At 38.0% G+C, this 19,238-nt stretch carries 19 protein-coding genes and 1 other annotated feature; of the genes, 2 read left to right on the forward strand and 17 right to left on the reverse strand.

Translation table 11 applies throughout. The features are described from left to right. Nucleotides 1–3 precede the first annotated feature (3 nt). Both GVV20_RS06750 and GVV20_RS06755 read right to left on the reverse strand, forming a co-directional pair. Nucleotides 4–552: a GNAT family N-acetyltransferase gene (locus tag GVV20_RS06750; RefSeq protein WP_159741197.1), complete on the reverse strand. Its 549-nt coding sequence runs from the start codon at nucleotides 550–552 to the stop codon at nucleotides 4–6. 35 nt (nucleotides 553–587) lie between these two features. After that, nucleotides 588–793: a binding site (T-box leader), on the reverse strand. Nucleotides 794–849: 56 nt separating this feature from the next. Further along, complete coding sequence (locus GVV20_RS06755) at nucleotides 850–1,002, reverse strand: hypothetical protein (protein ID WP_159741198.1); 153 nt, start codon at nucleotides 1,000–1,002, stop codon at nucleotides 850–852. Between the two features lie 419 nt (nucleotides 1,003–1,421). Between GVV20_RS06755 and GVV20_RS06760 the strand changes: the two genes are divergently transcribed. Next, nucleotides 1,422–2,453, forward strand: coding sequence for a sugar-transfer associated ATP-grasp domain-containing protein (locus GVV20_RS06760; RefSeq protein ID WP_159741199.1), 1,032 nt, complete (start codon nucleotides 1,422–1,424; stop codon nucleotides 2,451–2,453). 169 nt (nucleotides 2,454–2,622) lie between these two features. Further along, nucleotides 2,623–3,654 carry a sugar-transfer associated ATP-grasp domain-containing protein gene (locus GVV20_RS06765; RefSeq protein WP_159638372.1) on the forward strand — a complete coding sequence of 344 codons (1,032 nt, stop codon included), beginning with the start codon at nucleotides 2,623–2,625 and terminating at the stop codon, nucleotides 3,652–3,654. 63 nt (nucleotides 3,655–3,717) lie between these two features. Here the strand turns inward: GVV20_RS06765 and yihA are convergent, their stop codons facing one another. The 15 genes from yihA to GVV20_RS06840 form a co-directional block, all read right to left on the reverse strand. Continuing rightward, nucleotides 3,718–4,296: a ribosome biogenesis GTP-binding protein YihA/YsxC gene (gene yihA / locus GVV20_RS06770; protein ID WP_236261724.1), complete on the reverse strand. Its 579-nt coding sequence runs from the start codon at nucleotides 4,294–4,296 to the stop codon at nucleotides 3,718–3,720. Beyond that, the gene (lon, locus tag GVV20_RS06775; RefSeq protein WP_159812832.1) at nucleotides 4,296–6,617 is read right to left on the reverse strand and encodes an endopeptidase La; all 2,322 of its coding nucleotides are present in this window, start codon (nucleotides 6,615–6,617) and stop codon (nucleotides 4,296–4,298) included. The genes yihA and lon overlap by 1 nt, the downstream gene beginning before the upstream one ends. Before the next feature lie 46 nt (nucleotides 6,618–6,663). Next, nucleotides 6,664–7,938, reverse strand: a complete 1,275-nt coding sequence (gene tig / locus GVV20_RS06780; RefSeq protein WP_159741719.1) for a trigger factor — start codon at nucleotides 7,936–7,938, stop codon at nucleotides 6,664–6,666. Between the two features lie 74 nt (nucleotides 7,939–8,012). Then, nucleotides 8,013–8,645, reverse strand: a complete 633-nt coding sequence (locus GVV20_RS06785; protein ID WP_159812834.1) for a DUF3196 family protein — start codon at nucleotides 8,643–8,645, stop codon at nucleotides 8,013–8,015. Nucleotides 8,646–8,944: 299 nt separating this feature from the next. Next, complete coding sequence (locus tag GVV20_RS06790; RefSeq protein WP_159741522.1) at nucleotides 8,945–9,826, reverse strand: G5 domain-containing protein; 882 nt, start codon at nucleotides 9,824–9,826, stop codon at nucleotides 8,945–8,947. Nucleotides 9,827–9,922: 96 nt separating this feature from the next. Continuing rightward, nucleotides 9,923–10,900 carry a sugar kinase gene (locus GVV20_RS06795; RefSeq protein ID WP_159741521.1) on the reverse strand — a complete coding sequence of 326 codons (978 nt, stop codon included), beginning with the start codon at nucleotides 10,898–10,900 and terminating at the stop codon, nucleotides 9,923–9,925. After that, a complete protein-coding gene (gene dagF, locus GVV20_RS06800; protein WP_159741520.1) occupies nucleotides 10,897–11,637 on the reverse strand; it encodes a 2-dehydro-3-deoxy-phosphogluconate aldolase in 741 nt (246 codons plus the stop codon). Before dagF ends, GVV20_RS06795 begins: the two co-directional genes overlap by 4 nt. Next, a complete protein-coding gene (locus GVV20_RS06805) occupies nucleotides 11,634–12,740 on the reverse strand; it encodes a DgaE family pyridoxal phosphate-dependent ammonia lyase (RefSeq protein WP_159741519.1) in 1,107 nt (368 codons plus the stop codon). Before GVV20_RS06805 ends, dagF begins: the two co-directional genes overlap by 4 nt. Continuing rightward, the gene (locus tag GVV20_RS06810) at nucleotides 12,737–13,828 is read right to left on the reverse strand and encodes an amidohydrolase/deacetylase family metallohydrolase (RefSeq protein ID WP_201287542.1); all 1,092 of its coding nucleotides are present in this window, start codon (nucleotides 13,826–13,828) and stop codon (nucleotides 12,737–12,739) included. The genes GVV20_RS06805 and GVV20_RS06810 overlap by 4 nt, the downstream gene beginning before the upstream one ends. 36 nt (nucleotides 13,829–13,864) lie before the next feature. Next, a complete protein-coding gene (locus GVV20_RS06815; RefSeq protein ID WP_159741518.1) occupies nucleotides 13,865–14,797 on the reverse strand; it encodes an NADP-dependent oxidoreductase in 933 nt (310 codons plus the stop codon). 234 nt (nucleotides 14,798–15,031) lie between these two features. After that, entirely contained in the window at nucleotides 15,032–15,847 is an 816-nt protein-coding gene (locus tag GVV20_RS06820; RefSeq protein ID WP_159741517.1) for an undecaprenyl phosphate translocase family protein, read from the reverse strand. Nucleotide 15,848: 1 nt separating this feature from the next. After that, nucleotides 15,849–16,202, reverse strand: coding sequence for a DMT family transporter (locus GVV20_RS06825; protein WP_159638352.1), 354 nt, complete (start codon nucleotides 16,200–16,202; stop codon nucleotides 15,849–15,851). Continuing rightward, nucleotides 16,199–16,549, reverse strand: coding sequence for a DUF2304 domain-containing protein (locus GVV20_RS06830; protein WP_159812836.1), 351 nt, complete (start codon nucleotides 16,547–16,549; stop codon nucleotides 16,199–16,201). Before GVV20_RS06830 ends, GVV20_RS06825 begins: the two co-directional genes overlap by 4 nt. A gap of 3 nt (nucleotides 16,550–16,552) precedes the next feature. Next, the gene (locus GVV20_RS06835; RefSeq protein WP_159741685.1) at nucleotides 16,553–17,248 is read right to left on the reverse strand and encodes a glycosyltransferase family 2 protein; all 696 of its coding nucleotides are present in this window, start codon (nucleotides 17,246–17,248) and stop codon (nucleotides 16,553–16,555) included. Then, complete coding sequence (locus GVV20_RS06840; RefSeq protein ID WP_159741684.1) at nucleotides 17,217–18,548, reverse strand: ArnT family glycosyltransferase; 1,332 nt, start codon at nucleotides 18,546–18,548, stop codon at nucleotides 17,217–17,219. The genes GVV20_RS06835 and GVV20_RS06840 overlap by 32 nt, the downstream gene beginning before the upstream one ends. Nucleotides 18,549–19,238 lie beyond the last annotated feature (690 nt).

Consider the following 19,238-nt stretch of genomic DNA (forward strand, 5'->3'; position numbering starts at 1 on the left):
GTTTTATTTGAACTCTTCATCAAGCATCGCATAGTAGACGATATCACTGTAGTGATCATCAATCTTAATCAATCGTCTACGGACGCCTTCGTAAGTAAATCCTTGTTTTTTGATAATATTTCGAGATCCGATATTCTCCGCGTTATGACGAATTTCCATCCGTCGGACACCAAAATCTTCAAATGCAAACTTTAAGACTGCACGGCTTGCTTCCGTCATGAGTCCTTGGCCCCAATACGCTTGATTAAGAACATATCCCATTTCATATGTATTGTCACCATCAACCCTCCAAAAGTCGCAAGTCCCAATCATTTGATGTGTCATTTTATCGACAATTGCGAATGCTTCAGGAGATCCGTTATCGGGACGTTTCATAAAGATATTTGCAATCGCCCATTCTGCATCCTCAACAGATGTATGTGTCGAAAATGACAGATAGCGTGTGACCTCAGGATTTGAAGTATAAGCAAACATATCTGATGCATCATCCATAGTTACAGCTCTTAATATTAGTCGGTTCGTTTCGAGTGTTGGAATTCTCAACTTGTTCATCATTGACTCCTTTTCTAAACACAAAAAAACATCATCCAAAGGACGATGTGTTAGTCGTGGTACCACCTTAATTTACTTGTTTTCAACAAGCCTCAATGTGTTAACGCCACCAACGGATTTACCTACTTGAGTTCAGTATCTCATCTCACATACGACTTTCCCGTTTCCAACGATTGTCTTTCACCACACGACAACTCTCTAAACGTTTTTACACAGTACTCCTTATGTTCATTGATTTTTTATATTTTAGCATAGTCTTTTGTGATTAGCAATTTTTCAAAGTTCTTATTTTATAAGTTAGCCTGTTTTTCCCGCTACTAAATTACTGACGCATGGAACCACACCATTTTGGACGTCCGTACAGTAGCTTTGTTTCTTTTCAAGAAATTGTAATGATGCTTCAATTTCTCTTTGTTGGTTCTGTAACTGTTCGTATGTCTTCTGAAGCATCACTTTACGTTCTGAAATAGATTCCACACCTTATCAAGATTTTTTTGTGCAATTTGATGGCAAGAGAGAAACCGACTTTCAAAATCGCATCTATCTTTAGATAACACAACGCGTAGCTAACTCAAAAGGGAATCATATTCTAATCGTTTCGCATGGTGCTGTAATTGCACAATTCTATAAGCAATGGGAATCCTACAGCTCAGTACGCCGTCAAAATCGAATTCCAAACTGTGCGATTTTCTAATATTTATATGCAAATCAGACATTTATACTCCAAGAAATAATTGAACATGACATTTAAAATCTGGACATTTGAAGAGTTCTAAAGGCATCTTTCATTGTTTCCCTTCTGAGCATTGTTTGTGGTCCATGAATGCGATATAATTGATGACGTATAAGAACTTATGGAAGGTGATATCATGAAAAAATTTAAATATATGATTCAGCGTATTACAAAAATGAATCATAAAGCTATGTATGAAACAGCTAAGGAAGTTCATCAGCGAACGGGCAAGAACACCTTATTGATTCTAATCGATATCATTAAAACCGGATTAAAATATCAAGCTGGATATGTAGATTATTTGGATTTCGAATTATACAACGTTCCAGAATCAAAACGTGGCACTTTCGTGACTCGAGGTGTCAATAATGCCTATGTCGCAAAATTTAACAGTCAAGAAAAATGGGATACACTCGATAATAAAGTTGAGTTTCTCAAATATTTTGATGGGTATCATAATCGCGCATGGCTTGATCTAAACACGAGCACCTTTGATGATTTTGAACATTTCTTCAAAACAAACCCACGAATTGTCGCAAAACCAGTAGATGGGATTGGTGGAAAAGGTATCGAATTCTTTGATTTTGACGGTACTAATGCAAAAACCGTATATGACTCGATGCGGGCGAATAGCCAAACACTCGCGGAGGCGTACATCATTCAAGATGAACGGATGGGGATTTTACATCCTGCGTCAGTAAATACTGTACGAATTGTTACACTGCAAAAGAATGGTCATATCCGAATTCCCTTTGCATGTGTTCGTTGCGGAAATGGCAAAAGTGTTGATAATTTAAACAGTGGCGGATTTGCAGCGCGCATCAATTTAGAGACAGGTGTTGTTGAAACTGACGGGGTTGGTAAATTCAATAAAATCGCTGCTGTTCATCCGTTAACTGGCATCACATTCAAAGGATTTGAAGTCCCAGAGTTTGAGGCAATGATTGGACTTGCTAAGAAAGCCGCCCTTCACATTCCTGAATTAGGCATGGTCGGATGGGATGTTGCTTTGACGAAAGATGGACCAATGCTTATCGAAGGAAATCAGTTCCCAGGTCACGATATATATCAGTCACCTGGATTCCTAGGTGAAGCACAAATAGGCGTCAAACCACTCTTTGACCGTCTAATTGCTGAACTGGATAATACACAAAATACCGAGAAATAGTGATAGAACACTATTTCTTTTTTTTTGACCAATTTACGAGACCTTTTAATACCCATGAAACATAAGAATAGCCACTATTTAAGCCGTATTACACGTTTACGCACTATGTTGTTTATCTTGACACATGAGCCTAAAACCGATAACATAGTAAAGACAGGAAGGTATTCGTATGAAAAAATTATGGTGGCGTATAAAGTACTACTTTAAACGTCTGAAACAAATGGATCGTCAAGGATTCAAGGACGCAATTAACTATGCTCATGAAAAGAGCGGAAAAAGTAAGTTTGTAATTCTCGTTGATATGATGTGGTGTTCATTCCGATACACTGCGGGCTATGTTGATTACAATGAGTTTGAATTTTATCTTTTAAACGGTAAAGAACGTAAAACTTATATTACATTAGGACATTCTGACAAAGTTGTTAAATATTACAATGATCGAGAGTATGTTGGACTTTTTGATGATAAATCTCAATTTGATGTATTATTTGCGAAATTCATTAGCCGTAAACACATCGATTTAGAAGAAGTTGATGTTGAAGCATTTAAAGCATTCGTCGTTGAACATGGCAAAGTTATGGCTAAACGTAAAAACGATTATGTTGGACGTGGTATCGATAAAATTGACTACAACGAAACTCCAGACATCGATTTTGAAAAGCTATACAATGATTTAAAAGCAAATCGCCAATATCTTATTGAAGAATTCTTTACGCAACATCCAAAGATGTCAGAGCTATCACCAACATCTGTTAATACAATGCGTATTATTACTTTTTTAGATAACACGCAAACACCTCGAGTGCTTATTACAGCATTAAAATCAGGTTTAGGTGGTCACGTTGATAATATTGGTCAAGGTGGTATGTACACAATCTTAGATGAAAAAGGGACTGTTGTTTACCCATTCATTGACAAGCACGGTAACCAACATACAAACCATCCACTTACAGGTGAAAACCTTATGGGATTCCAAATTCCAAACTTCGAGAATGTCGTTGCTCAAGTAAAAGAAGCGTGCCTCGTCATTCCTCAAGTACGCTATATCGGTTGGGATGTTGCTGTCTCACAAGACGGAAATGCAGAGCTTATCGAAGGAAACAGTTCTTCAGGACCATTCCAAGTTATTCCATCATTATCAAAAGATCGTGTCGGAATTCGCCCAGTTTACGAAAAATATATGACAGACATTAAGTTCTAATTCTAAAGCTATCCCTTAAACGGATAGCTTTTTTGTCATAAAAAAAACCTGCTTTCGCAGGTTTTATAGAACACTTCGCATATACTCAATAATTGGTTCGCGAGTATCGTGATTCAGACTTGAAAACTCAAGTACTTTAACATCAGGATATTCTTTCTTGACTGCACGTCGCTCATTAGCGATTTTGTTACGTGATAGCTTATCGGTCTTCGTTAGAACGATAGCATGCTCAATGCCATTGTAACGCGCGAAATCAAGCATCATAATGTCATCTTTACCAACGCCACGACGAACATCAATCAAGATAAGCATCATTGCTGGATGGCGTTGTTGGAAATAACTATCCATTAGCACACCATACTGAATTTGTTCTTCTTTAGAACGGTTCGCAAACCCATACCCGGGAACATCAGTCAACAATAACTCATCATTAATATGATAAAAGTTAATGAGACGGGTCTTACCAGGACGTTGTCCTACGTATGCAAGACGCTTACGGTTTGTAAATGCATTAATAAGGGATGACTTCCCAACGTTAGATTTACCAACCATTACAATTTCCTTCTGTGTCGTTTCCGGAAACTGTGATGCAGATGCACATGAGATAATCAGATGTGCATCTTGCGTATTCCAATTAATCACTAAACAAGTGCCTCTTTGATGACTTGGTCAATGGTTTCAACCGGTATGAACTTAACATTTTCTTTAACGACATCCGGAACATCAACTAAGTCTTTTTCATTCATTTTTGGAATCACAATTCGAGTAATACCAACGCGGTGAGCAGCTAATGACTTCTCTTTTAAACCACCAATTGGTAGAACATTTCCACGAAGTGTAATTTCACCGGTCATAGCTATATCTGCCGCAACCTTACGGTTAGTGAGTGCAGAAATAAGCGCTGTGGTGAAAGTAACACCAGCAGATGGTCCATCTTTTGGAACAGCACCTTCAGGAACGTGAACTTGAATGTCATGTTTCTCAAAGAAATCAGACGCTATCTTTAACTCCTTGGCATGTGATTTCACATATCCAAAGGCAATTTCTGCTGATTCTTTCATAACATCGCCTAATTGTCCTGTGACGATAAGGCGTCCTTTTCCGTCAAATGAAGTTACTTCGATTGGAAGCACATCTCCGCCGAATTGTGTAAATGCAAGACCTGTGACGACACCCACTTGATCTTTCTTTTCTTTTTGTCCATACTCAAAGATAATTTGACCTAACCACTCAGAGATTAAATCTTTAGTGATTGTGACTGACTCTTTTTCATCTTTGAGAATTGCTAATACCGTCTTACGCGCAAGCGATGAAATTGTACGTTCTAATTGACGCACTCCGGCTTCACGTGTGTAGTGACGAATTAAATAACGAAGGGATGCATCGCTAATTTTAAACTGCGATTTTTTCAATCCATTACGTTTAAGTTGTTTCGGAATTAAGTGTGCTTTCGCAATGCTTAATTTCTCTTCTTCAGTATAAGAACTGAGGTTAATAATTTCCAAACGGTCACGAAGTGCTTCTGGAATATCACCAAGATAGTTTGCTGTTGCAACGAACATAACTTGTGATAAGTCATACGGCTCTTCTAAGTAGTTGTCAGAGAACAATTTATTTTGCTCTGGGTCCAATACCTCAAGCATTGCACTTGTTGGGTCACCTTTGTAATCGGATGCCATTTTATCAATTTCATCAAGTAAGAATACAGGGTTTACAACACCAGCTTTTTTCATCCCTTGGATAATTCTTCCTGGCATAGAACCTAGGTATGTACGACGGTGTCCACGAATTTCCGCTTCATCACGCACACCACCCAGTGAAGCCTTCACAAACTCACGACCTAGAGAATCTGATATAGACTTTGCCAAAGAGGTTTTACCAACTCCTGGAGGCCCTACAAGAGCGAGAATAGGAGCTTCGAGGTTCCCTGTCATTTGTTTAACAGCCAAATACTCCATAATACGGTCTTTAACTTTATCCAATCCAAAATGATCTTCATCAAGTTTTTTACGAACGTCATTGAGGTCCTGAATATCCGTAGTTTGTTGCCACCAAGGTGTCTTTAACAACCAATCTAGATAGGTTCGAACCACACCTGATTCACCTGATGCTTGTGGAAGCATTTCATAACGGCGAATTTCTTCAAGTGCCTTTTCACGTATATGATCTGGATAAGGATTGTTTTCTAGAAGTTCACGGAATTCGTCACTGTCTTCTCCAACATCCGTAGCATCTCCCAATTCTTCACGAATAGCGCGCATTTTTTCGCGTAAGTAGTACTCACGTTGATTTTCTTCAACACGATCTTTAACTTTTTCATTAATTGTTGTTTCGATAGTTGCTAGCGTTTGTTCACGTTGAATTTCTTCAATGATCATTAAAAGACGCTCATTAACATCGAGTTCTTCAAGCAATGCTTGTTTACGCTCAACTTGTAATGGGAAGTACTGTGCAAATTGATCACTCAATTGTGACGCTGACACTCCCAAAGTAAGTTGATTGATCAATTCTGTTGGAATCGTAATGTTTGCGGCGGATACTTTTTCGATTTCTGATGTAATACGACGAATAAGTGCAATTTCTTCGTTTTCTGAACCGATGATATCCTCAAGGAGTTCAACAGTTCCAAAGAGCATTTTTCCATCATCAACGAGTTCACTGATACGTACACGTTGCAATCCCGAGAATGTAACACGTAAGAATCCTTGTTTACGCTTAACGGATTTAATATGGACTAAAGATCCATATTGGAACAATTCATCTTTTTTAGGATCGTCAATGAGAATGTCTTTTTGACTTACGAGAATGACGTGTCCGTTGAAGAATTTTTCAGCTTCATCAATCGCATTTATACTTTTATGACGACCTACTTCAATCATTATTTCCTGTTCTGGAAATACGATTACCCCGCGTGTCGCAACGACAGGGACATTCATAATTTTATTTTCTTGTTTTTCGCTCATAGCAATCCCTCCTTTTAGGATAAAAAAGACGCTAAGCGTCTTTTAATTAAGCACGAGTTTCTTTAACTAACTCGATTGCCTTACGAAGTAAAATGTCGTATGTTACAGCGTCGATTGAGACAAGTTCTTTAACTTGTTCAAGTTCGATTCCGTATGCTTCTGAGATCGCAGCAAATTCTTTTTCTACTTCCTCATCATCAACTTTTAATCCTTCAACTTCAGCAATTTTTTCGAGTGTTAAACGTGTGCGAACGCGTTTTTCTGCATCTTCACCCATTTGTGATTTAACATCTTCTTCTGTTTGACCTAAGATTTGTGAGTACAATTCAAAGTTCATTCCTTGTTGCGCAAGACGTTGTTGGAATTCATTGAACATTTGGTTCAATTCTTCTGTAATCATTGCTTCTGGTACATTGATTTTTGCATTATCTGCAACTGTTTGAACTAAAACGTCATTGACACGGTCTTCTTCTGCGTGTTGGCGGTTGTGCTCTAAGTTGTGTTTGATTGATGCTTTCAATGCTTCTAAAGTTTTAACTTCTTCATCATCTAACAATTCAACGAACGCATCGTTAAGTTCTGGTAATTGTTTTGATTTAATTTCGTGTAGTTTCACTTTGAAAACAACAGGTTGTCCTTTTAAATCTTCAACATGGTAGTTTTCTGGGAATGTGATATTTAAATCTTTCTCTTCTCCAGCTGCCATACCGATCATTGCTTCTTCAAATCCTGGAATAAATGAGTTTGAACCAATTTCTAATGTATAGTTCTCACCTTTTCCACCTTCGAATGCAACATCTTCTTTAAATCCTTCAAAGTCAATAACAGTTGTATCTCCTGATTCAACAGTTCCTTCTTCTTTAAGAACTAATTCTGCTTGTTCTTCTTGTAGTTTTGCAAGTTCAGCTTCAACATCTTCGTCTGAAACTGTGATATCTTCTGCTTCTACTTTAATCCCTTTATACTCACCCAATTCAACTTCTGGTTTTACCGTTACATTGAAAAGTAATGTGAGTGAATCAGCTGTCATTTCTTTAACATCTAATTCTGGTGTTGCGACTGGTTCTAACTTATGTTCAACCATTCCTGCAACAAATGCGTCATTTGCAATTAAGTTCATTGCTTCCATCATGACTGAGCTGTCGCTAATTTGTTTGCGTGCAAGTTCTTTAGGAGCTTGTCCTTTACGGAAGCCTTGAACCTCAACGTCTTTAGTTAATTTATCAACTGCTTTATCTTGTGCTTTTTTCCAAGCATTTTGTTCAACTTCAACAGTTAATAATCCTGTTGAGTTTTCGTTTAGTTTCCATGTAGATTTCATGTGTTCCTCCTAGTACGTAACTATTATAACATACCTTTTAGCACAGTCAAGCGATGAGTGCTAAAAGTTTTAAATCATTGATTGAGATAGCGATTCACAGTGTCCAAGATTGATTGCGCATCAATATTTTGGGCTTCTTCTGGAAATGCCTCTAAAACTTTTTGGTCCAATTCATCAATGCAAAGCATGAGTAGGCTCGGATTTACAGATTCTAGCATATCACGAAGTGATGCTACAGTTTGTAAATATGCTTCACTGCCAATCGGATTTTCAAGTTTAAGAATTTCAAGTGTGTACATTTTATGGTTCAAACGTACATCTATTGAAACATCAATATTTTGCTCCATCAAATAAAAGACTAACTGCTTTTTAAGCCAATCATCAATCAGTTTATCGCGCATAATATCCTCAAGATCATTCAAGACTGCACGTAAATTCATACGTTCGAGTGATATGAGTGCTTTTTGTTTCAGAGCATCATTCCCTTTCAACGCATCAAAAACCTCTTCCATTGACTCGAAGTAACGCGCTTTCGGGTTTCTATCGATTCGTAAGTTATCCCGTAAATCACGAAATACTTGGTCATACGGCTGAGGTATAAATGGCATTGAAAGTTCTTGGTCTAAAAGTGCCAATGCTTCTGCATGATTTTCATCAGCAATACATTGTCGAATCACTTCTAAACATGATTCATAGTAGTTATTCATACGTATCCTTTCATACTGTTTCATTTTATCATAAGTTGCGTTATTTTGACATATCAATAGGTTTTTTATTCACCTCTGAAATTTATTTTCACTCAAAGTGTATTTTATGAGATTTTATACCAATTTGTATTGACTTACAATTAGTTCAATGTTTTAATATAGGTGCATGCATGTGTAGTATATAACTAATAATGAATGTCTCTTCTCTATTAACAAAACTACACTTACACCAAGCGATCCAAGTTCGCTTGGTTTTTTTATGAGAAAAGCAGGATCTTACGATCCTGCTTTTGTATTTCTTAATAACCAAATAATTGCACCCAATACCATTCGCCATTGCTTGCCTTAAAGACAGCAACACTTCCCATTGGGAATTCGGAAAGAATGTTCTTTCGATGTGTCGGCGAATTCATCAGTGCATCCATCGCCACATTCACTTTGTAGGCCTTTGTAGCGAGATTTTCAGCATAGATTACATCTGGGTTAAGACTATCCCATGCAGACCCATCAGGTCTTCTGTGGTCAAAAACAACCGAGATCTCTTGTGCTCTAATTTTTGCATAGTCATAAAGTTGATTCGACCACCGTAGGCGACTTAATCCGTTTCGTTCACGAATATCATTCATCGCATCAAACATTGATCGAGCAAGTCCATCATCATAATTTCCTTGAGGTACTGCTACTTCTTGAGTTGCTGGTTGCTGGCCACTTGAATTTGATTCACTTGACCCTGCACTAACTTTAGTCCCAACAACAATAACTTCATCAATTGGTGCGGTCATTGTATTTTCTGAGACTAATGTTGTTGCTACGAACACATCCCCTTCATATTCATCGTTATATGTGCTTTCAAGCATTCCTTCAACACCTTCCACACTAATATACGAATCTTTTTCTTCACGCGTATCGTCATACACATACTGTGTATCAAACGCGATAGGTGTATTCTCTACACGACTCTTGTATGTTTGGACTTTTTCTATTTTTTTGTCATCCGTTTGTGTGCCATTTCCAATTGCCGCATTTATGTTGCCTGAATGGGGGGTGGATACAGGAATTATATTTGGTTGGGATCCCTGTACATATGGAGATGTATTTTTCGACACCGAGCCTGCTAATATTGCTTCAGTTACCATCACGCCCACAATGAGCGTAATTATTAACATGCTTCGTTTTTTCACGTTCTACCTCTTCTGTCCAAACATTGAATCGGTATAAGCTTACAATATCATAATTTATCTTAAAAAACAGTTTATTGCTTAAAAAAAGAGGTGTTTTCACCTCTTTAAATCTATTTTCACACCTTGGATGAGATTTTCAATATCAATACGATTCACAATGACTGCATCACCGTAGACAGTATGTGCTAAAACACCACTCGCTGCGCCGTACGTTACGATATCCTCTGGTGCCATGCCTTCAAGTATACCGGTGAGTGCCCCCACTGCAAAACCATCACCGCCACCAATACGATCTATTATTGTAAGTGGGAATCGCTGGGATACATTGCAGACACCATTGCTAACAATAAATCCTTGAATGGATTGCTCAAAGCGTTCTGTTCCTAAAACATATTCAAGCGCATAATGTTTCTGAAAAGATTGCATCAACGTTTCTGTATCGCCGTCAATACCGAGTAATTTAACAACGTCTTTAGGACCCGCAAAAACAATGTCTGCCCGCTTGAGCATCGCTTCATACATTTCTTTATATAAATGGATGCGATCATCTTGCCACAAGGATGGTCTGAAATTACTATCAAAAACAACCGGAACATGATGATCATTGGCAATATCCATCAATGTTAATGCGATATTATAGGTGTTTTCGTTAATAAGTGAAATACCACAAATGTGTAACATATCCGCATTCGCTACCACAGACTCCCAGGATTCGAGTTGGTAGTTCGCTTTCGCAAACGAACTTTCAGTACGGTTCAAATATGTTACTTGGGAACTTCGCGCACCTGCACCAAACTCAATGACGTATGACCCTAAATGATTCCCTGAAAAGTTAATATGGTTATCTTTAATACCTAATCGTCGTAGATGTGATGCAGCAGCATATCCTACATTATTGTCAGGTAGTGCAGTTAATAGCGTTGTTTCAAATCCAAGACCGTAAAGGCCAGCTAAGACATTAACACCTGTTCCTGTAAACATAAAATCAAACATCTGTGCTTGTTGAAGTGTTGTATACATTGGGGGTGCTAATCGCATCATGACTTCGCCAAACGCGACTATTTTCTTTTTCATTGGGTTAGTTTTTTCATTATGGTGTAGAGTGTCGCAACATCTTCAGGTCGAGTTGCTCCAGTTTCTGGATCAATGATTGATGAATAAACATGAGGAATCACGCGTTTAACACCTGCATCAAGTGCCGTCTTAACGACGATTTCAAAATTTTCTAAATCCAATCCGCCTGTTGGTTCCAACATGAAATCATATTCTGCGCATGCTTCACAGACGGCTTTGTATTCTTCAAAAGTTGACAATCCATTCATTGGAAAGAATTTAATTGATGATGCTCCCATTTCTTGCATCATACGAATTGCAGTACGAATTGGAACGAGTGCAACTGCTTCTTCACGACTTTTAATACCTGTAGCAACATTTACATACCCTACTTTTCCAGATGGCGATACGAGACTATTAACGATTGTTTGATCTTGACCCAGAAGTCCGCGTGTGTATCCTGTTGCTGTAAACATCTGATTAATATGTTGAGGTTGAATAATCTTGGAGATTTGAGCAACCATCTCCCATTGTCCTGGATCACCAGCTCCCAATCCTACAGATATCGCGTTATCGGTTGCACTTTGATAACGTTTCATATCTTGAACAGCAGCTTCAACTGTTGGATAATTTTTGGACAATACACCAACTAATACATGCCCTTCTGCAGCCTCTACAAGCGCTTGAGCATTTTCTACTGAATTGGTTAAGACATTCAGTGCCAGTCTGTCGTTTAAGTATTTCACATTTAATGTCATTTTTTTAATCCTCCATACAGTGTTTCTATTGCCTGCGCAATTTCTTCCAGTTCTGTTTCACTTACATCACGTAGATCCACCTCGATTATGCCTTCATTTTTTCGATAATCTCGAGTATATATTTTGGGATCATTTTCTTGTAACGCTTTCGTCATCTGTATTGCATCTTTGGCATGTGTAAATGCAATTGATGCACGATAAATTGGGCGACCTGCGCCATCTTGAACACTTACAGCACGTACTCCATCAAGTGCATTCATCCGAGCTAAAAGTGGTGCCATGAATGCTTCTTGCATTGCTTTCGTTGCTGGTTGACTCTTTTTGAAGTGAAGTAATGCAGCCATTAGTCCAAAAATCGATTCTTTACCCACTTTCATGACGCGACCAATCCCTTGCCCTTGAAGTTTTAACACATCAATAAATGTTGCTTTTCCAACAACAACCCCTGACGTTGGTCCTTCAAGCGCCTTGGTTCCTGAATAGATTACAGCATCTGCTCCTTTGTTTAAATAAAGATTCAAGTCACTTTCTGCTGCGGCATCAACGATTACGGGTACCTTATACTTTTTCCCGAGTTCGACGACTTCTTCTAGCTCAAGCATGCCTTTCTGTACTGCATGGTGTGATTTGACATAGAGCAATGCAGCCGTATCATCTGTGATTTTCGACTCAAAATGTGCTTTTGAACATGCGTTTGCGAATCCCGCTTCAATGATGGTACCACCACCCATTCGGATTGGAACTTCGATAGATGTTCCGTAATCTACAATGTGCCCTTTCGCAATCACAATATTTCGCTTCGTAACGTTAGGTGCATAGGGATTAAGTATTACATCCAAGTTATCCTGGGCTATTGCCGCAGCAACGGTCTGCGCAATGCCAGAAGATGCGGAACTCACAATCCATGCCGCCTCAACGTTATAATTCATTTCAATCCATTGACGCGATTTCATCATCAAATCAGACATTACATAAAAATTTTGTGAGCCGTCGCACATTGCTTCTGTTACAGCCTCTGATAATTTAGAGCCACCTAAAATGGTCATTTTACCAGATGCGTTAATCACTCGAGTTAACGATAGCTCGTTTCGGATTTCACTCATAACTCAATATATTCTCCTTTAATCACTACAGCCGCTACTTGAATTCCACGTTTTAGTGTTCGCGTCACATCGTGAGAATCAACCAAGGTCTGATGGATTGCTTGTTCCTTAAAAATTGTGAGATCGGCATAATTACCAACCGCAAGGGTCCCTAGTTTGGGAAGCCTCATAATCTCTGCCGGTCTTATTGTTACCATCTCAATAACACGTTCTAGAGAATAACCCACACTCAATAATTTATTCATTGTATGCGCCAAGCTATAAACAGGCCCTTCGACACGGTTATGATGGTAAATATCACTGCTAATCGTATCGCACAACAAACATTCTTTGAACGCTTGCTGTGCTACATCAAAACTAAAGCTTTCACGGCCATGACCAATGTCAAAAATGACACCACGGTTGTGTGCATCCCATACTTCTTTACGAACTCTTCCAAGATGATTCAAAATCCCATTCTCTTTCCCGTTAAAGATATGAGTCACGATATCCCCTGTTTCTAAACGTGTCAAAATATCAACAAGTAGTGGTGGATTGGATCCAATATGAACCATTAAAGGTTTCTGAAATTGCGTCTGAATGGATTTTGCGATTTCCAATGGCACAATCCCATTATCCCCAATTACAGATGCACTCATTCGTACTTTAAACCCAATGACAAAATCAGGATATTTCGTGATTGCTTGATCTATCATTTGGATGTCGATGTTATTTAAGTCGGCGAGTTCATTTTGAGTTTTAATACCTTGTTTCGCAATATTTATCATTGCATAGACTCGCGTTTTTTTTAATCGTGTATCGGCATAGAATGTTCCAATATCAAGGGCACCAGTAGTTCCTGCATCAATCACTGTTGTAACACCTGTTTTATAACCAATTTCATCTGGATCATCATAATACAAATCCATTCGCTCGTAGCAATGTGTGTGCATATCAATCCACCCTGCGGAAATATAGTTTCTGTCAAGATCGATGATTGATGAATACGCACTTTCATTGGTGGGATTAATTGCAATGATTAATCCATCATCAACACCAATGCTAATTGTCTCGCCATTCACGAGTTTTCCATTTTTATAGAGTCGCACTATTTCACCCCTTTATAACATTATAATGATATCACATTATAGGATGTTTGAGGTACCATTTATCAAAACAATTTTTCCATTTGTTTGGTTACGCTCAATTTTTTCATGTGCATCCCGGATAGCCGCAACCGACATTGGTATGATTTCGCCAATGATTGGGTGAAGACTTCCTTCATCAAGTCTCGCTACGAGAGCTTCAAGTACCTCCACCGATGATTTATTACTAAAGAATCGAACCTTATCTGACTCGACAGCTTTTCCTACGATCGTGACTATACTCCCAGTCTCATTCAACACCTCTATACTTTTTATCTGCGTATCATTTCCAATCGTATCAAACACTAAATCAATGTTAGAAACTACCGTCTCGAATTGTGTTGTATGATAATCAATTACTACATCTGCTCCAAGTTCTAACAAGCGGTCATGATTCTTGGTGGATGCAGTTGTGATTACAAATGCACCTGCCTGGTGTGCAAGTTGAATCGCAATACTACCGACACCACCCATACCGCCATGGATAAGGACACGTTGTCCTTGTTTTAAATTACCCTGGATAAATAAGCCTTGATAGGCAGTAGCTGCAGATGTTGGTAGTGTCGCAGCAGTTTCATAGCCAATGCTATCTGGTAGTTTTACTAAGCGATTTTGGGGTACCACTGTAAATTCACTGTAGGTTCCTTGATCTTTAGGTGCAGGATCACTGACAACACGATCCCCAATTTTAAATTTGGAAACCGCCGAACCGACCGCGATAACATCCCCTGCCACATCACGACCCAGAATTTTAGGAAAGTGTTTATTTGGAAAACCCGGCATCAATCCTGCACGAATTTTGGTATCAACCGGATTTACTGATACTGCCTTCACTGCTATTAATACTTGGTCAGATTCAACTTGTGGAATCTCTAGTTCAATTTCATGCAGTGTATCAACACCGCCGAATGTATCGATTGCGATTGCTTTCATAGTTTCACCTCTAGTATTATTTTAGCACATAGATTGAATCTGTCATCATTCGTACTTCAGACACTTACTTTTTTTATTAGGATTAATGTCTGGGTCATCGGAATCGCAAAGACATGCGTTGACAGCACGCGCTTCCTTAGACTTAAATCGAAAGATAAAAAAAGGCCAGCATCATATTGCTATGATGATGACCCACTACTTGCATCTAAAACGATTTAAATTACGAATCTTCTACTAGTTCTTATCGAATACCTTTGTGATGAAAGTAATGCAAAGGAAACCTGCAATTCCAAAGACTAAGCTCAATAGTAATTCCGGAATTGATCCAAATGATATTTCCGCAAACATACTCATGCACGATCCTAAGATAAGCCCGAGTATTGAAACATAAACTGTTTCTTTGTGATTTGCGATAGCATATTCAATGAATCTCGTAAAGAAAACGACACCCAGTAAAATTCCCAAAAGTAAGGGAAATAAGAACTCTAAATCAAATGTTGTAATACTTGTTAGGGTTTTCTCATAAATCCCAAAGACAAGAAATAAATAGGACGTTGATAAACCAGGTAGAATGAGTGCTACAGATGTCGGAATTCCAATTAAGACCAGTGATACAAAGCGGAACATACCACTTGCTTCCATAACATTGACCAAACGTCCTTCTGTGTAAGTCAAAAGCATCACAAGTAAGAACGACACGACAAATGCAATGACATGTCTAAAACCAATCTTAATTCCTTTAAGTAACTTACCAATTTCTAAAACACCGCTGAGGATAACACCCAAGAAGAATGTCATCGCATAACCACTATACAAGGATAAAATGATACTCATAAGCCCTGCAAAAAGAGTAATACCTGTAAGAATTCCGAATGCCATAACACAATAATATGCCAGCCTATAGGGCTTAAATTGCAGTAATTGGTTTAATGCATGGATTGCATCGTCAAAGACATTAAGAATAATCATCATCGTACCGCCACTTAACCCTGGTACTAAAAAAGAAATTCCGATTAAAATGCCTTTGATAAAACTTTTCGTATACGACATGTTACTTTCCTTTTATGTTCATCACAAAAATTCCTGCAACAATTAATGCGATTCCAACCATTTTCCAAACCGTAATACTTTCACCAAGAAAATAGTGTGAACCGGTTAAAATTAAAATATTTATTACCGCAACGGATAACGGATAAATAAATGATAAATCAGATTTTTGAACAATTAATAGCCACAGAATAAAGCTAATACCATAGCATAGAATTCCCAAAATCGATTTAATACTGAGTGACACTGAAAGTACACTATTGATGTACGTTGCGCCCTGTGTTCCTGCTGTGCCGCCTAATTTAAACAGAATTAAACCAGCTGTCGATAAGATTACATATATGATGAATAAAATCATAATTCAGACTCCTTGTTCTCGCGTGCTTTCATCAAAGACACTTCTTGTATTAGTGTTTTTGAGAGTAATTTTTGTTTGTGAATTGTCATATTTTGTTTAAATATAATGATTAGCATTACAAGTAAACCTGCAAAGAAGACAAAATTTGATGGTGTTTCAAAACCTAGTGTCGTTGATAAATCCATCGGTATTGATGGAAATAATGAGCACAAGAAAATTCCCAAAGCCATGATGAGCCAAAAAAATCCATCACTGATTCCAAGTTTTTGTTTTTTTAATGATAAGACAACGATTACTAATATTAGCAACGACGTTATCCCTAACACAATTCTTAAACTGTCTGTCATCTGCTACCTCGCCATACTTGCAATTATGATTGACAAGCCTACTTTGATCATATACTTAACAGAATTTAATGCGCGTATTGATGAGACACCAAACTCACGCTCAAACATTGTAACGCCAACTTCCTTGACCGTATAGCCACGTTTGATGACATGAACAATACTTTCTGGCTCTGGATATTCCATTGGATACTCATCAGCAAAATATTCGATGATGTCGCGATTGCATGCGCGATTCCCCGATGTTACATCGAGGATTCGCTTACCCGTCGTGATTTTAATCAACGTTGAAAGAATAGTAATCCCAACACGTCTCATAAAAGATGATTGAAATTCACTACTACTATCCGAGACAAAGCGAGATCCAATCACGAGATCGCCTTCCTTGGAAACAATTGCGTCAATAAGCGTTTGTACTGAATTAATATCATGCTGACCATCACCGTCAAATTGAATGGCAATATCATATTCATTGTCTTTCGCATAACGATATCCGGTCTGAACTGCACCACCGATTCCTAAATTTTTTACAAGCGTCACATGATTGATATTGTGTGCCTTTAAAAGTTCGTCTGTATTATCCTTAGATCCATCATTGATGACCACATAGTCAATATCAGGCCGTGCTTGTTTAATTTTTGCAATCAGTGAAACGATGCCTTCGCCTTCATTATAGGCTGGGATTATTAGTAAGACTTTCATTTCGCTCTTTCACCTTTCGTTTAATGAATTCATAGAATGTTCCCAGTTCAACCATCAGTGCTACAATCATTAGGAAATGAAGTGTGGCCGCATATCGATTAAACGAGAATGTGAAACTATAAATTATGAGGTTACCATAGTACAGCGACCCGAGAAGGAACATCAATGTTCGTGTTTTCTTCGAAATAAAGAATCCAATCATTGTTGCTAGAATTCCCACTTTGATTAATCGCGGATGGAAGGTACCTAAAGTCTCTATACCAAACACTGAATGCCAGTAGAAGTAGGATTCAACCATTTCTTTTGGTTTAGAATAAATGGTGCTATAAATGTAGCTTTTTAGATTCTCACTACGCCATGCATCGAGGCGGGCACTCGCAAAGAGCGCATCATGCTCTAACGCAAAGTACTTACGCATATAACTTGGTGTATAGGTATCCGTTTCAGGATCGTAATACCCTTCACGAGCCTTATCGAAGTCATCTTGAATACTTTCCAAGAATCCTTCATCTCGCGATGGATCTGGATATCCATAGCCTTGATAAGTCCCCAGAAGTGTTGGATTCCCTGCGCCATATGTCGTCGGGATAAAATGATCAAATTGAATATAGTTACGAATTGTCCATGGAATCAGGAATGCAATAAGAATTGAGAACATAATGAGTCCATGTTTGAACCAAAGTTTGATTGGATATCTTTCTAAGAGTAGATAAATAAACGCAAATGCCGGATACACACCAAAGTTCGCTTTCAATAAGAACCCAAACATATAGAAGAAACTGAGCCACAATAAGTCTTTCAACGAATGCGACTTCGCTAATTTTATGGTATAGTAAACCGCAAATACAAACGCAAATTGAAATGCTGATTCCGTAAGAACGAGATTATCCATCCAAATGTACGGTGGAAGTATGAAAAATAACATGCCCAAATAACCAAACAATGGTTTTGCATACATTCTAATAATCGCATAAACTCCAGCTGCAGAAGCAACACCAAAAACAAACATTAAAATTCTTCCGAGAATAAGCGTTCCTTCGAACGTTCTTCCAAAGACTGACAGAATTGCTAACATCCAAGTCAAAAGCGGCATAATCTGCGCACTCCGGACTCCGTGCATAATGAGCTCTCCTGTTTTAGCAAAGTGCATACCACTCAAAACATAGTTTGCATCATCACTATCGAGATTGTAAGTAGCTCCTAGGTCAAAGAAAGCCGCGACCCTCACTGCAAATAATAAAATAATGATCCCCCAAAAGATATATTTCTCAGTCGTCATTTCCTTAAAATATTTTTTCACGATATTCACCCCATGTATTTATTCACGTACATTTTATTATAACATATTAGTTTTTTTATATACATATGTTCATAACTTTCATTAGAATCAAAAACTTTAGCGTACCCTTGATTTTAGAGGTTCTTATCGAACAGTTACACCAAGCTCAACGTGATTCGGGACGACACTGCTGATTTTCAAGGGAAAACCTGAAATGAAATACCTAGTTGTATTACAAATTTGTTTTTTCTTCCCTATTCACGTAATAATCCCATCATGTCACCCAATACATCCTATAAAAAAAACACACCGAAGGTGTGTTTACTTATCTTATTGGCGTCCTCGGAGGGATACTAAAAATAGAGATTTGAGCTGATGTTAAATAGTGTTAAACGCCACTAAATAGTGCGTTCTAGTTAGTTGTGATTTTTCGATATATTTACTTGTAGGGGTTATGTAGGGGTTTTTATTCATTTATTATTTTCTGATAATTGGATTTATTATTACCTAGCCACCTCTACAAAGAACAATAAAAAATGCAATAATTTGCTTTTAGTCATAAATACTGATATACTAACATTAATATATGACTAAACACATTAAATAATACCTAACACCTGTTATTATATGAGACATATTTTAGAGGGAGGTATTTTTTTATGGAATCAGGAAAAGTAAAATTCTTTAACGCTGAAAAAGGCTTCGGCTTTA

It is taken from the genome of Erysipelothrix aquatica (assembly GCF_009828775.2).
In the GTDB taxonomy this organism is placed as follows: Bacteria; Bacillota_I; Bacilli_A; order Erysipelotrichales; family Erysipelotrichaceae; genus Erysipelothrix; species Erysipelothrix aquatica.

Excerpts from the sequence above, each read along its gene's own strand:
- GVV20_RS06750 (WP_159741197.1), bottom strand. The coding sequence starts at position 552 with ATGAACAAGTTGAGAATTCCAACACTCGAAACGAACCGACTAATATTA.
- GVV20_RS06755 (WP_159741198.1), bottom strand. The coding sequence starts at position 1,002 with ATGCTTCAGAAGACATACGAACAGTTACAGAACCAACAAAGAGAAATT.
- GVV20_RS06760 (WP_159741199.1), top strand. The coding sequence starts at position 1,422 with ATGAAAAAATTTAAATATATGATTCAGCGTATTACAAAAATGAATCAT.
- GVV20_RS06765 (WP_159638372.1), top strand. The coding sequence starts at position 2,623 with ATGAAAAAATTATGGTGGCGTATAAAGTACTACTTTAAACGTCTGAAA.
- lon (WP_159812832.1), bottom strand. The coding sequence starts at position 6,617 with ATGAGCGAAAAACAAGAAAATAAAATTATGAATGTCCCTGTCGTTGCG.
- tig (WP_159741719.1), bottom strand. The coding sequence starts at position 7,938 with ATGAAATCTACATGGAAACTAAACGAAAACTCAACAGGATTATTAACT.
- GVV20_RS06785 (WP_159812834.1), bottom strand. The coding sequence starts at position 8,645 with ATGAATAACTACTATGAATCATGTTTAGAAGTGATTCGACAATGTATT.
- GVV20_RS06795 (WP_159741521.1), bottom strand. The coding sequence starts at position 10,900 with ATGAAAAAGAAAATAGTCGCGTTTGGCGAAGTCATGATGCGATTAGCA.
- dagF (WP_159741520.1), bottom strand. The coding sequence starts at position 11,637 with ATGACATTAAATGTGAAATACTTAAACGACAGACTGGCACTGAATGTC.
- GVV20_RS06805 (WP_159741519.1), bottom strand. The coding sequence starts at position 12,740 with ATGAGTGAAATCCGAAACGAGCTATCGTTAACTCGAGTGATTAACGCA.
- GVV20_RS06815 (WP_159741518.1), bottom strand. The coding sequence starts at position 14,797 with ATGAAAGCAATCGCAATCGATACATTCGGCGGTGTTGATACACTGCAT.
- GVV20_RS06820 (WP_159741517.1), bottom strand. The coding sequence starts at position 15,847 with ATGTCGTATACGAAAAGTTTTATCAAAGGCATTTTAATCGGAATTTCT.
- GVV20_RS06825 (WP_159638352.1), bottom strand. The coding sequence starts at position 16,202 with ATGATTTTATTCATCATATATGTAATCTTATCGACAGCTGGTTTAATT.
- GVV20_RS06830 (WP_159812836.1), bottom strand. The coding sequence starts at position 16,549 with ATGACAGACAGTTTAAGAATTGTGTTAGGGATAACGTCGTTGCTAATA.
- GVV20_RS06835 (WP_159741685.1), bottom strand. The coding sequence starts at position 17,248 with ATGAAAGTCTTACTAATAATCCCAGCCTATAATGAAGGCGAAGGCATC.